Here is a 12,751-nt window from a genome sequence, read left to right on the forward strand (position 1 = left end):
ACTCTCCACAGGCCCGATCGCCGGCACCCCGCCGGGATCGCGCTCAACTACCGGTCAGCTCCACGAGTTTGAGGACCGTGTTCCAGTTGCGGCTCGTCCCCGGCCAGCCGGCCACCGATGGCCCCGCCGACCGCCCCTGCTCCGATGATGATGTAGCGCATACCCAGGAGCCTCGCACAGCTGCGTGTAGCCGCCATTGACAATCTCGTGAACTCTCCACAGGCCCGATCGCCGGCACCCCGCCGGGATCGCGCTCAACTACCGGTCAGCTCCACGAGTTTGAGGACCGTGTTCCAGTTGCGGCTCGTCGCGATCAGCCCCTTGTTCCGCCGCGGCCGGGACAGTTCCACGGCGAGCTTGGAGCGGCCGAGGCCGTCGGGGGCGTAGAGGTACAGGGCGCGGTCGCCGAGGCGGAACTCCTCGGGGAGATACGCGGCTTGGTCGAGTTCCGCGAAGCGGTCCTCGGCGACCGGCACCGAGAAGTACGTGACGTGGAGTTGCCTGGCCTCCAACTCGGCGGCCGGGAAAGGGCAGTTGTCGGCGATCGCCTTCAGGTAGGTGTGGTCGCGGACGATGACGTCGACCGTGAAGCCGAACCGCTTCTCGACGGCCTGCGCGAGTTCGGCCGCGAGGGACTCCCCGTCGCCGTGTCCGCTCGTGAACACGGCCTGGCCGCTCTGGAGATAGGTGCGGACGGCGTCGTGTCCGAGGCCTTCCATGAGCGTGCGCAGCTCGGCCATCGGGAGCTTCTTGGTGCCGCCCACGTTGATTCCGCGCAGGAGCGCCGCATACGTCGTCGTCATCCGCACACCATAGAGCGGCCTTCGTGCCCCGTGGGGGTGGGCACGACGGCCGCTCCAGGTGGTGTGCGGGTGTGCGGGTGTGCGGAAACTCTGGCGGATGAGGTGGCTCCGGATCAACACCTTCAGGCACACCCACCGACACCTGTGACTTGTTCAACAAGGTTTCGTAATAACAAAGCGGACCCCGGCCGACGCATCGGACACCCTGATCACCATCCCCGAGCCGCCCCGATAGATGTAGGGGGCCGCGGTCCTCCCCAGTGGTGAGGACCCGGGGTCCGTGCGGAGGAGCACCTTGACCAATACCTCACCGGTCAGCACGAGGGGACGTTCTTATTCCGCGCATACCTTCGAACCATGAGGTGGCGGCAGGGGGCTGTCACCGTGCACAAGGGGGCAAGCCCGTCATGGGGAACGGAGATTCGCGGGTGCGGGGCCTCGCCGCCCGAGCCGGCGGCTGGAGCGCCCGGCACCGGTGGGCCGCGGTCGGCATCTGGGTGCTGTTCGTGGTTCTGGCGATGGGAATCGGTTCGGCGGCGGGCCGCGTGGACGTCGACGAGAGCGACCAGCTGAAGGGCGAGACGCACACCGCCGCCACGATCATCGACGACGCCGGGATCAAGGAACCGTCCGGTGAGACCGTCCTGATCCAGTCGAAGGACGCGTCGGTCACGTCCACGGACAGCGAGTTCCGCACCGCGGTCACCGCCGTCGTCGAGGCTGTGGAGGGGACCGGCCGGGTCACGGACGTGACCTCGCCGTACGACACGAAGACCATCTCCAAGGACGGCCGCAGCGCGCTCGTCCAGTTCGACATGCGGGGCGACGCGGAGACCGCCGGTGACCGGGTGGAGCCGGTGCTGAAGGCCGTCGCCGGGGTGCAGGAGGACCATGGCTCGCTGCGGATCGAGGAGATCGGCGGCGCCAGCATGGCGAAGCAGTACAAGGACGCCTTCGGCAACGACTTCAAGAAGGCCGAGTACTCCGCCCTACCCGTCGCCTTCGGCATCCTGCTGATCGCGTTCGGCGCGCTGGTCGCGGCGCTGCTGCCGGTGGCTCTGGCCATGACCGCGATCGTGGCGACGATGGGTCTGATGGGCCTCGTCAGCCATGTCCAGCCGATGAGCGACACCGCCAACTCCGTAATGTTGCTGGTGGGGTTGGCCGTCGGTGTCGACTACTGCCTGTTCTATCTGCGCCGCGAACGCGAGGAGCGCGAGGCCGGCCGGGACGCCGGGGCCGCGCTGCGGATCGCCGCCGCGACCAGTGGCCGCGCCATCATCGTCTCCGGTGTCACGGTGTGCGTGGCGATGGCCGGCATGCTGTTCACCGGGCTCGCCGAGTTCGAGGCGATGGGCCTGGCCTCGCTGATGGTCGTCGCGGTCGCCATGGTCGGCTCGGTGACCGTACTGCCCGCGCTGCTCTCGCTGTTGGGCGAGCGGGTCGAGAAGGGCCGTATCCCGTTCCTGCGCCGACGCGGCCGCCGGGGCAACGGGGACAGCCGGTTCTGGACCGCCGTACTGAAGCGCGTGCTCGCCAAGCCCCTCGCCTCCGTCCTCGTGGCGGCCGGCGTGTTGCTCGCGATCGCCGCTCCCGCGGTCGGCATGAAGACCGAGAACCTCACCCTGGACCAGGAGTTCGGCAACTCCCTGCCGATCGTGGGGACTTACAACCGCGTCAACGACGCCTTCCCCGGCGGCTCCGATCCGGCCGAGGTGATCGTCAAGGCGAACGACATCAACGCACCTGAGGTCAAGCAGGCGTTGGCCGACTTCAAGGCGCGGGCGGTCAGTTCGGGTGCCTCGCGCGGCCCGGTCGACATCAAGCTGCACGACGCGCAGAACGTCGCCTTCGTCTACGTCCCGCTCGTCGGCGGCTCCGACCAGGACAAGGCCGCGAAGAGCCTGGAGAAACTGCGCGACGACGTACGGCCCGCCACCCTCGGCAAGGTCGACGGGGTCCAGGCGCCGATCACCGGACAGGTCGCCGGTTCGAAGGACTTCAACGACCAGCTGATCGGGTCGGTCGTCCCGGTCTTCGCGTTCGTCGTGGTCTTCGCCTTCCTGCTGATGCTGCTCTCGTTCCGCTCACTGACGGTCGCGATCACCTCGATCGTCCTCAACCTCCTTTCCGTGGGCGCCGCTTACGGCATCCTCGTCGCCGTGTTCCAGCATGGCTGGGGCGCCTCGCTGGTGGGCGCGGAGGGCGTCGGCGCGATCGTCACCTGGCTGCCGCTGTTCCTCTTCGTCATCCTGTTCGGCCTGTCGATGGACTACCACGTGTTCGTCGTCTCCCGTATCCGCGAGGCCCGGCTGCGCGGCCGTACGACGCAGGACGCGATCCAGCACGGCGTGGTCACCACGGCCGGTGTCGTCACCAGCGCCGCCGTCATCATGGTCGCCGTCTTCGCGATCTTCGGCACGCTGTCCATGCAGTCGATGAAGCAGATGGGCGTCGGCCTCGCGGCAGCGGTCCTCATCGACGCCACGGTCATCCGGGGCGTCCTGCTCCCCGCCGTGATGGCCCTGCTCGGCGAGCGCAACTGGTACTTCCCGAAGTGGCTCCACCGCCTCCCCGACCTCACGCACGACGAGTCCCCGGAGGAGGTCACGTCCACGGTGGCGGGCGAGGGTGAGCCCCTGCGGGTGTAACTCCCCCTCCCGGTCCGCCTCCAGGGCGGATCCACAGCAGTCCAGCCGCGTTCCGAGGGCGTCACAGCCCCGGGACGCGGCTGCCTGCCGAGGTGATCCGCTGTCGGACCTGGCCCGGCGCTCAGTAGGCCTGGACTCCGTGACTCATGAAGCGCTCGCGGACGCTCTCGATCAGGCCGGGGTCGGGCGCCGGAGTGTCGGGCAACGGGAAGGGGACACCGAGGGTTTCGTACTTCGCGGCGCCGAGTCTGTGGAAGGGCAGCACGTCGACCCGCTCGACCGCGCCGAGTCCCGCCACGAAGCGGGCCAGGGCGTCCACGGACTCCAGGTCGTCGGTCCAGCCGGGGACCAGGACGTACCTGATCCACATCGGGACGCCGAGCCGGTCGAGGCGGGTGGCGAAGTTCAGAGTGGGGGCGAGTTCGCCGCCGGTCAGTTTCCGGTAGGTGTTGACGTCGAAGGACTTGATGTCGAGCAGCACCAGGTCGGTGTCGGCGAGGAGTTGGCCGGTGGCGCGGGCGCCGAGGAAGCCGGAGGTGTCGAGCGCGGTGTGCAGGCCCGCCTCCTTGCAGCGGCGCAGGACTTCCGCCGTGAACGCGGGCTGGAGCAGTGGCTCGCCGCCGGTGATGGTGATCCCGCCGCCCGCCGTGGTGACGAAGCCCTGGAACTTCCCGATCTCCGCCATGACCGCGTCGACGCTCATCTCCTGGCCGTCGCGCATGTGCCAGGTGTCGGGGTTGGCGCAGTACAGGCAGCGCAGCGGACAGCCGTTGACGAAGAGGACGAACCGGGTGCCGGGCCCGTCCACGCCGGTGGACAGGTCCCAGGAGTGGATCCGGCCGGTGGTCGCGGTGCGCACGGCGCTCACAGCGATCCGTGGAAGGTACGGCTGATCACGTCGAGCTGCTGCTCGCGGGTCAGCCGGACGAAGTTGACGGCGTAGCCGGAGACGCGGATGGTCAAGTCCGGGTATTTGTCGGGGTGTTCCATCGCGTCTTCCAGCGTCGCGCGGTCGAGCACGTTGACGTTCATGTGGAAGCCGCCAGCCGATGTGTAGGCGTCGAGGATGCCGACGAGGTGCCCGGCGCGCTCGTCGGGCGCGTGCCCCAGCCCCTCGGGCGTGATCGTCGTCGTCAACGAGATCCCGTCACGGGCCTGTTCGTACGGCAGCTTCGCGACCGAGAGCGCGGAGGCGGCGACCCCGTGCCGGTCACGGCCGTTCATCGGGTTGGCTCCGGGGGCGAAGGGCTGCCCGGTGAGGCGGCCGTCGGGGGTGTTGCCGGTGTGCTTGCCGTAGACGACGTTCGAGGTGATCGTCAGCACCGACTGGGTGTGCTCGGCGCCCCGGTGGGTGGGGTACTGGCGCACCTTCGCCATGAAGGACTCGACGAGTCCTACGGCGATGCTGTCGGCGCGGTCGTCGTTGTTGCCGTACGCGGGGAAGTCGCCCTCGGTGCGGAAGTCGACGGCGAGGCCGGTGGCGTCCCGGAACACCTTCACCCGTGCGTACTTGACGGCGGACAGGCTGTCGGCGGCGACCGAGAGGCCGGCGATACCGCAGGCCATGAAGCGGTGCACCGGGTAGTCGTGCAGCGCCATCTCGATGCGTTCGTAGGCGTACTTGTCGTGCATGTGGTGGATGACGTTGAGCGCGTTGACGTACGTCCGCGCCAGCCAGTCCAGGACGTGGTCGTAGGCCTTGGACAGTTCCTCGTAGTCCAGGTACTCGCCGGTCAGCGGGGGCGTCGGCGACGCGATCTGTTCGCCGGTCATCTCGTCGCGGCCGCCGTTGACCGCGTACAGCAGCGCCTTCGCGAGGTTGACCCGGGCGCCGAAGAACTGCATCTGCCTGCCGACCCGCATCGCCGACACACAGCAGGCGATCGCGGTGTCGTCGCCGGTGCACGGGCGCAGTAGCTCGTCCGACTCGTACTGGACGGCGCTGGTGTCGATCGAGACCTGGGCGCAGAACTCCCTGAACGGGAAGGGTAGTTGGGGTGACCACAGGACCGTCAGGTTGGGTTCGGGGGCGGGGCCGAGGTTGTAGAGGGTCTGGAGGAAGCGGAAGGACGTGCGGGTCACCAGGGTGCGGCCGTCCTCGCCCATGCCGCCGATGGACTCCGTCACCCAGGTCGGGTCGCCGGAGAACAGGGCGTCGTACTCGGGGGTGCGCAGGAACCGTACGATCCGCAGCTTGATCACGAAGTCGTCGATGAGTTCCTGGGCGCGTGACTCGTCCAACACGCCTTCGTTCAGGTCCCGTTGGAGATAGACGTCCAAGAAGGTGGAGGTGCGGCCGAGCGACATCGCGGCGCCGTTCTGCTCCTTCACGGCGGCCAGGTAGGCGAGGTAGAGCCACTGCACGGCCTCGTGGGCGGTGGCGGCGGGGCGCGAGACGTCGCAGCCGTACGTGGCCGCCATCCGCGTCAGCTCACCCAACGCCCTTGTCTGTTCGGCGAGTTCCTCCCGGTCGCGGATCACCTCGGTACTGGACGCGCAGGCGTCGAGCAGGGCCCGCTCGGCCTTCTTGGCCTCGATCAGGCGGTCCGTGCCGTACAGCGCCACGCGCCGGTAGTCGCCGATGATCCGGCCGCGGCCGTAGGCGTCGGGCAGGCCGGTGATGATGCCGGCCTTGCGGGCGGCGCGCATTTCGGGGGTGTACGCGTCGAAGACGCCGTCGTTGTGGGTCTTGCGGTAGGTGCCGAAGACGCGTGAGACGAAGGGGTCGGGCTCGTAGCCGTAGGCCTTCAGGCTGTTCTCGACCATGCGCAGGCCGCCGTTGGGCATGATCGCGCGCTTCAGCGGGGCGTCGGTCTGGAGGCCGACGATCAACTCCCGTTCCCGGTCGATGTATCCGGGCGCGTGCGAGGTGATCGTCGAGGGGGTCGCCGTGTCGACGTCGAGGACGCCCTTGCGCCGTTCCTCCGGGAACAGGGAGCTGACCTTCTCCCAGACGGTGCGCGTGCGGTCGGTGGCGCCGGTCAGGAAGGCCGCGTCGCCTTCGTACGGCGTGTAGTTGGCCTGGATGAAGTCGCGCACGTCGACGCTCTCGCGCCAAGAGGTACCCGCGAAGTCGCGCCATGCCTCGGATGCGCGTGTTCCCGCTACCGCTGTGGTGGTCATCGCCGGTTCTCTCCCTTGTTCCGCACGGGGATGTCTCCCTGACTCCATGCTGGTCGGGTGCTCCGGTCGTCGGGAGGGCCGGTCAGGGTCCTGACCTCGGCCGTCCGGCCCGCGGGGAGGGCCGAACGGCCCTCCCCCGCCGCGGCCGCTCACACGACGGGCAGGTCCGGGCGGACGAGCGTGCCCGACCGGCCGTGGACGATCTCGTACGCCGCGTCCAGGGCGCCGATCGCGGCCGGCGCCCCGGTGTGCTCGACGAACCGGGCGGCGGCCTCCGTCTTGGGGCCCATCGAGCCCTCGGGGAAGCCGCCCCGGCGCAGATCGGCGGGGGTGGCGCCGAGAAGGGGCTGCTGGTCCGGAGTGCCGTAGCCGGTGTAGACGCAGGGCACGTCGGTGAGGATGAGCAGGAAGTCGGCCTTCAGGTCCTCGGCGAGCAGCGCGGCCGTGAGGTCCTTGTCCACGACGGCCTCCGCCCCGGTGAGCGCGCCGGTGTCGGCGTCGGCCGTGACGGGGATGCCTCCGCCGCCGGCGCAGATGACGAGCGTGCCGCTGCCCAGGAGTTCGTGGATCGTGTCGGTCTCCAGGATCCGTTCGGGTGCCGGGGACGGGACGACGCGGCGCCGGCCGGTGGTGTCGGCGGCGATGTGCCGGCCGCGCTTGCGGGCGAGCGCGGACGCGACGTCGTGGGGGTACATCTGGCCGACGAACTTCGTGGGGTGCCCGAAGGCCGGGTCGTCGGACCGGACGAGGGTGTGGGTGACCAGCGCGGCGATCCGGCGTCCTGGCAGGGCGTCGTGCAGGGTGCGGGCCAGCAGGGAGCCGATCAGTCCCTGGGTCTGGGCGCCGAGCAGGTCGAGCGGGTAGGGGGCGCTCAGGGCCGGGTCGGCCGCGCTCTCCATGGCGAGCAGGCCGATCTGGGGGCCGTTGCCGTGGGTGACGACGATCTCGTGCTCGGTGGCGAGGGCGGCGATCGCGGTGGTCACCCGGTCGATGTTCGCCACCTGGACGGCCGCGTCGGGGTGTTCGCCGCGGTGCAGCAGGGCGTTGCCGCCCAGCGAGATGACGATGCGCATGGCTCGGTCCTCCAGGGTGGCGACGAGTACGGCGTTGGTGGTGTGCGGTCGGTTCTCCGCCTGGTCGAGGACGGTCGGGGCGGGGGACGGAAACACGTCGTCGGTGGCACGGTCGTACTCCTTGTACGGGTCGCTCCGGCTTGTGCGGGTCGCTCCGGGAACCGATCTGTGCCTGATCCTTCTCGGCGACGGTGATCGTGGCCAGTGGCCGAACTTCCCCACCCGGGACCATTGGTCCCGGGACTGCGGGGACGTCCGGTCCCGGTGTGCCGCTCGCGCCGGAGCAGGCGTCAACTTCCGTACCGGTCGGGCCAGTTCTGGACCACCAACAGGTCCCGTCGTGACGTTGTTCGGTCGTCGCGGGTCAGTCCCGAAGAGACGCTCCCGAAGCGGGAGCCACGTGCGTACGGTCCCCGCACCGAGGCGGATCGGCAGCGGTCCGCCGTAGCCAACGGAACACAAGGGGAGGCGCAGTGGCGAATGTGGAAGTGTCGCTGAAGGAAATGACGGCCGGGATCGAGGGGGCGTTGGGGGCCGCGGTCGTCGACTACACCAGCGGGATGGCGCTCGGCACGCTGGGCGGCAGCAAGAGCCTGGACCTGACGGTCGCCGCCGCAGGCAACACCGATGTCATCCGCGCCAAGGTGCGCACCATGGAAGCGCTGGGCCTCAAGGGCCAGATCGAGGACATCCTGATCACGCTCGACAGCCAGTACCACCTGATCCGCCTGGTCACCGGCCGCAACGGCAACGGCCTGTTCCTGTACCTCGTGCTCGACAAGGGCCGCTCGAACCTGGCGATGGCCCGCCACCAGCTCAAACGCGTGGAGGGAGCGATCGAGATCTAGCCCCGCCCGACGTGCGGGGACTACGCCTGCCCTTGATGTGAAGACTTCTTCAACTCATCACATCCGCATGGTCACAATGTGCGGTCGTGCGGAGCCAGGGGCGTGAAGGATCGGTTTCCGAGGGTGGCTCGTGGTGTGACGCCACCCTCGGAGACCACCCCGTCCCGAAAGCCGCATGCCCACCCACCCGGCAAGGAGCGAGCATCCATGCAGGTCCCCCTCTATCAGGTCAAGGCGGACTTCTTCCGCATGCTCGGGCACCCCGTACGCATCAGAGTGCTGGAACTCCTCCAGCACGGGCCGGTGTCCGTACGGGACCTGCTCGCCGACATCGAGATCGAGCCGTCCAGCCTGTCGCAGCAACTGGCCGTCCTGCGCCGCTCCGGCATCGTCGTGTCCATAAGGGAGGGGTCCACCGTCCGCTACGCGCTCGCCGGCGGAGACGTCGCCGAACTCCTGCGCGCCGCGCGCCGCATCCTCACCGAACTCCTCACCGGACAGAACCAGATCCTCGCCGAACTCCAGCAGGCGGACACCATCTCCTGATCGTCAGGGCTTGGGCGAGCGCGAGCCGTACGCGGGTCCGAACACCACGAGGAGCACCAGATCTTCGGCCACTTCGGTGAATCGGTGCTCTTCACCGGCCGGCACGAAGATCACCGTCCCGGGACCCACCTCGTCCGTGCGGCCCGGTGTCTCGATCTTGGCGCGTCCGGCTGTGACGACATAGATCTCGTCCTCGGTGTGCGGGCTCTGGGCATCTCGCCCGCCGACCGGGATGCAGTACGTGCCCACCGACAGATCCGGCGTCCGCAGCTGTTCGATCCAGTCGTTGCCCGCTTCGCCGGGCCGCGTCCACACGCCCGCGCCCTTGATGATCTCCATGACGGGACCCTAATGCCGGGCCCTGGGAGCACAACACCCTTGATCCTGTTACGAGTTCCGGGGAGGGCGGACCAAGAGCTCTACGGATCCAAGGCCGGCGTTGCCCCGGCCTCTGATCCGGCACTAAGGTCGGCCGGGTGACTGCCGGGTCGGCCTTGAGCCATGAGCGGGTTGGGGCCCCGGCCTCGCCCTGAGCATCACGCGGGCAAGAGGCCCGCCCTCTCCTCTCCTTGTCTTCCCTCCGGGCGCCCCGAAGCGGCGCCCCGTCTCAGCGGAACCCAGGACTCGGAGAGGCACCAGAGATGCCGTACGACCAGCACCAGCGGCCCGTCACAGCCGTCCAGCTCAACCACACCAACGTCTACGCCACGGACCAGCGGCTCTCGGCCGAGTTCATCGCCGAGGTCCTGGGCCTGAAGGTGAGTGCCCCAGCGGGCCCGTTCCTTCCCGTCGACCTGGGCAACGGTGTGACGCTCGACTACTACGAGAAGCGCGATGAACCGATCCAGGCGCAGCACTACGCGTTTCTCGTGCCCGACGACCAGTTCGACGCCATGATCGCCCGCCTGGATGCGATCAGGGTCACTCACTACGCCGACCCCCGTCTCACCGACGCCGGCCGGATCAACCACCTCTTCGGCGGCCGCGGTGCGTATTTCACCGACCCGGACGGCCACGTCATGGAGATCATCACCCGGCCCTACATCCGGCGCTGATATCTCCTGGACGCCTCCCCGCCCGCGGCTTGTACGGCGCACGGTGACAGCTGAGTACGTGTACTCATGCGACCTCTCGCTCCCGCGTCCACAGTGGTCAGGGACATGAAAAGGGGCGGCATGGTGGGACATCCGTGGCGGGCCGGAGCCATTCTGGGCGCGGTGTGCGGCGTGGCGCTGCTGGTGGTGTCCGCCTGTTCGCAGGACGGCGCCATCAGCCCGAAGAAGGTCCGCGAACTCGCCGGCAGCACCGAGGCCGTCAGGGCCCGCGAGCAGGTGGAGCAGGGGTTCCGGAAGACCATCGCCCACTGGGATGCCCACACCGCGCTCACGCTCGGCCTGGTCACCGTGGACGACTCGTGCGCGGGCGGGCAGGCGAAGGAGTGGTTCTTCCAGGACGGGGACGACCAGTACAGAATCCGCTGCACGATGCACGTCGACGCCTACTTCGGCGCCGACCCGCACCACGTGTCCGACACGATCGACGGCATCCTCACCGCAGGCGACCCGGACGGCTCCCCGATCCCCTTCGGCCACGACTTCGACTACGCGACCAGAGTCGTCGACTACTACCGGGGGAAGACCGGCGACCCGCAGGGCCCAGGCACAGGTGAACCGGCCCAGCTCTTCAACGCGGGTACGGTCACGCTCGGTTGGGACCAGGTCCGCCAGAAGGGAAGGCGGGCGCTGATCGAGGAGCCACCGGCATGCCTCCCCGGCGCTCCGCCTGTCCGGCGGTGCCTGCGTGAGCCGGCCTCCACCGGCGTCACGGACATCCGCCGCGAGTACGGCATGGTGTTCAAGCTCGCCTTCTCCTACCGGGAGTACTTCACCGTGTACAAGGACGGCCGAACAGTCGCCGGTGGACGCGGTGCCACGGGACCGAGGACGACGGGGACCGCTCACCCGCTGTCGCTTCACCTGCTGTCGCTGCCCCCGGTCGTGTCCATGAGTGCCGCCCGTCCGGCCTCCAGGCGTGCCGCCGGTATGCGGAACGGCGAGCAGGAGACGTAGTCGAGCCCCACCCGGTGGAAGAAGTGGATGGACTCGGGGTCGCCGCCGTGTTCGCCGCAGACCCCGGTCTCCAGGCGGGAGTTGACGGCTCGGCCCGCCTCGACGGCCAGTTCCACCAGCCGGCCCACGCCCTCCTGGTCGATCGTCTCGAACGGCGACACGGTGAAGATGCCCTTGTCCAGGTACAGCGGGAAGAAGGATGCCTCGGCGTCGTCGCGGGACAGGCCCCAGGTGGTCTGGGTCAGGTCGTTGGTGCCGAAGGAGAAGAAGTCGGCGTACTCCGCGATGCGTCCCGCGGTGAGCGCGGCGCGCGGCAGTTCGATCATCGTGCCGATCGGGCAGTCGAGGGCGGTGCCGGTCTCCTCCTGGACCTCGGCGAGGACCGTTTCCGCCTCGGCGCGCGCGAGGCGCAGTTCCTCGACCGTGTCGACGAGCGGGATCATGATCTCGGCGCGCGGCCGGCCACCGGCGCGCAGCCGCGCGACCACGGCCTCGGCGATCGCCCGCACCTGCATGGCCATCAGACCGGGAACGGCCAGGCCGAGCCGGACACCGCGCAGTCCGAGCATGGGGTTCTGCTCGTGCATGCGCTCGACGGCGGCGAGGAGCTCGCGGTCGTGCGGGTCCGGGTGCTCGGTGCGGGCCAGGCGTACGGCCAACTCCGTGCGGTCCGGCAGGAATTCGTGCAGGGGCGGGTCGATGAGCCGGATGGTCACCGGCAGTTCGTCCATCGCCGTGAGGATTCCGGTGAAGTCCTCGCGTTGCAGGGGCAGTAGAGCGGCCAGGGCCTCCCGGCGGGCGCTGTCGTCGCGGGCCAGGATCATCGCCTCGACCAGTGCCCTGCGTTCACCGAGGAACATGTGCTCGGTACGGCACAGGCCGATGCCCTGCGCGCCCAGGCTGCGGGCGCGTACGGCGTCCTCGGGGGTGTCGGCGTTGGCCCGGACTTCGAGGCGTCGTACGGAATCGGCGTGGGTGAGGGCGCCCAGGACCGCCTCGGTGAGCGGGCCGTTCGCGGTGCCGGTCTCCAGGGCGCGGCCGACGTCGGACGCGGTCAGCGGGAGTGCGCCGAGGTGGACGGTGCCGGCGGTGCCGTCGACGGAGACGGTGTCGCCCTCGTGCACCAACACGCCCGATTCCGTGGTGAATTGGCGAGCCGCCGGGTCGACGGTGAGGGCTTCGGCGCCGCAGACGCACACCTTGCCCATGCCGCGGGCGACGACGGCCGCGTGGCTTGTCTTGCCGCCGCGGCTGGTCAGGACGGCCTGTGCGGCGATCATGCCGGGGAGGTCGTCGGGGGTGGTCTCCCGGCGCACGAGGACCGTGTCCTCGCCGGCCGCGGCACGTCGTACCGCCTCGGCGGAGTCGAAGACCACGACGCCGACCGCCGCGCCCGGGGAGGCGGGTACGCCCTGGGCGAGAGGTACGTCGGCCGGGGTGGTGTCGAAGCGCGGGAACATCAGGCGGGTCAGTTCGGCGCCGTCGACGCGGACCAGGGCCTCGTCCGAGTCGATCGTGCCCTCCTCGCGCAGGTCGTGGGCGATGCGGAAGGCGGCCTCGGCGGTGCGCTTGCCGACGCGGGTCTGGAGGATCCACAGCTTGCCGCGCTCGACGGTGAACTCGACGTCGCACAGGTCG

At 69.4% G+C, this 12,751-nt stretch carries 11 protein-coding genes; 5 read left to right on the forward strand and 6 right to left on the reverse strand.

What is annotated here, in order from left to right; genetic code table 11:
• Positions 1-254: 254 nt before the first annotated feature.
• Positions 255-803, reverse strand: a complete 549-nt coding sequence (locus tag ACNFOC_RS40430) for a DUF1697 domain-containing protein (protein WP_416964003.1) — start codon at positions 801-803, stop codon at positions 255-257.
• A gap of 407 nt (positions 804-1,210) precedes the next feature.
• On the opposite strand from ACNFOC_RS40430, the gene ACNFOC_RS40435 reads away from it, so the two are divergent.
• Positions 1,211-3,454 carry an MMPL family transporter gene (locus ACNFOC_RS40435; RefSeq protein ID WP_416964004.1) on the forward strand — a complete coding sequence of 748 codons (2,244 nt, stop codon included), beginning with the start codon at positions 1,211-1,213 and terminating at the stop codon, positions 3,452-3,454.
• 121 nt (positions 3,455-3,575) lie between these two features.
• Here the strand turns inward: ACNFOC_RS40435 and pflA are convergent, their stop codons facing one another.
• From pflA to ACNFOC_RS40450, 3 genes are all read right to left on the reverse strand, one after another.
• Positions 3,576-4,313, reverse strand: a complete 738-nt coding sequence (gene pflA / locus ACNFOC_RS40440) for a pyruvate formate-lyase-activating protein (protein ID WP_416964011.1) — start codon at positions 4,311-4,313, stop codon at positions 3,576-3,578.
• 5 nt (positions 4,314-4,318) lie between these two features.
• Complete coding sequence (pflB, locus tag ACNFOC_RS40445; RefSeq protein ID WP_416964005.1) at positions 4,319-6,577, reverse strand: formate C-acetyltransferase; 2,259 nt, start codon at positions 6,575-6,577, stop codon at positions 4,319-4,321.
• Positions 6,578-6,726: 149 nt separating this feature from the next.
• A complete protein-coding gene (locus ACNFOC_RS40450) occupies positions 6,727-7,650 on the reverse strand; it encodes a carbamate kinase (protein ID WP_416964012.1) in 924 nt (307 codons plus the stop codon).
• A gap of 473 nt (positions 7,651-8,123) precedes the next feature.
• Between ACNFOC_RS40450 and ACNFOC_RS40455 the strand changes: the two genes are divergently transcribed.
• The gene (locus tag ACNFOC_RS40455) at positions 8,124-8,498 is read left to right on the forward strand and encodes a hypothetical protein (RefSeq protein WP_329241407.1); all 375 of its coding nucleotides are present in this window, start codon (positions 8,124-8,126) and stop codon (positions 8,496-8,498) included.
• Between the two features lie 207 nt (positions 8,499-8,705).
• Positions 8,706-9,044 carry an ArsR/SmtB family transcription factor gene (locus ACNFOC_RS40460; protein ID WP_416964006.1) on the forward strand — a complete coding sequence of 113 codons (339 nt, stop codon included), beginning with the start codon at positions 8,706-8,708 and terminating at the stop codon, positions 9,042-9,044.
• Between the two features lie 3 nt (positions 9,045-9,047).
• Here ACNFOC_RS40460 and ACNFOC_RS40465 read toward each other — a convergent pair whose 3' ends face one another.
• Positions 9,048-9,383, reverse strand: coding sequence for a cupin domain-containing protein (locus ACNFOC_RS40465; RefSeq protein ID WP_416964007.1), 336 nt, complete (start codon positions 9,381-9,383; stop codon positions 9,048-9,050).
• 302 nt (positions 9,384-9,685) lie between these two features.
• On the opposite strand from ACNFOC_RS40465, the gene ACNFOC_RS40470 reads away from it, so the two are divergent.
• Positions 9,686-10,099, forward strand: a complete 414-nt coding sequence (locus ACNFOC_RS40470; RefSeq protein WP_416964008.1) for a VOC family protein — start codon at positions 9,686-9,688, stop codon at positions 10,097-10,099.
• A 120-nt stretch (positions 10,100-10,219) separates the two neighbouring features.
• Positions 10,220-11,113, forward strand: a complete 894-nt coding sequence (locus tag ACNFOC_RS40475) for a hypothetical protein (protein ID WP_416964009.1) — start codon at positions 10,220-10,222, stop codon at positions 11,111-11,113.
• Here the strand turns inward: ACNFOC_RS40475 and ACNFOC_RS40480 are convergent.
• Positions 11,017-12,751, reverse strand: a 1,735-nt coding sequence (locus ACNFOC_RS40480; RefSeq protein ID WP_416964010.1) for a putative PEP-binding protein, incomplete at its 5' end; no start/stop codon positions are given. The genes ACNFOC_RS40475 and ACNFOC_RS40480 overlap by 97 nt on opposite strands.

The sequence above is a fragment of the Streptomyces colwelliae genome, from assembly GCF_048158785.1.
GTDB lineage: Bacteria > Actinomycetota > Actinomycetes > Streptomycetales > Streptomycetaceae > Streptomyces.